The sequence below is a fragment of the Pseudodesulfovibrio sp. JC047 genome (assembly GCF_010468615.1).
Taxonomy (GTDB): Bacteria; Desulfobacterota; Desulfovibrionia; order Desulfovibrionales; family Desulfovibrionaceae; genus Pseudodesulfovibrio.
The window spans coordinates 1-306 of record NZ_WUEH01000142.1 but is presented as its reverse complement, the minus strand read 5'-3'; the positions used below and the strand labels follow the sequence as shown (position 1 = coordinate 306).

Genomic DNA, 306 nt, shown 5'->3' with positions numbered 1-306 from the left:
ATGAGAAAAACATATCTTCCTCTGTCAGATGAAGACAGGAATTACCTTAAATCATTATCAAAAAAGAGAACCATTCAGGCACAAGTCGTGGATCGTGCCAGGATTCTTTTATTTAAAGCCGATGGAATGACATTCCAGGAAATTGCTGATAAACTTGCAATCAGCACTGCCACGGTACGCCTTTGTGTTTCGAAGTTTCATAAAGGAGGTGTGGATGCTGCACTGTTTGATGTTCAGCGTCCTGGACGTCCATCCGAAATCACCGACGATGCGAAGGCATGGATGATCAGTATTGCGTGTCAGAGA

General features: G+C 43.5%; 1 protein-coding gene. It reads left to right on the top strand.

What is annotated here, in order from left to right:
• Window positions 1–306: helix-turn-helix domain-containing protein (locus tag GO013_RS16930; protein WP_163813213.1), on the top strand; the 306-nt coding region annotated here is incomplete at both ends.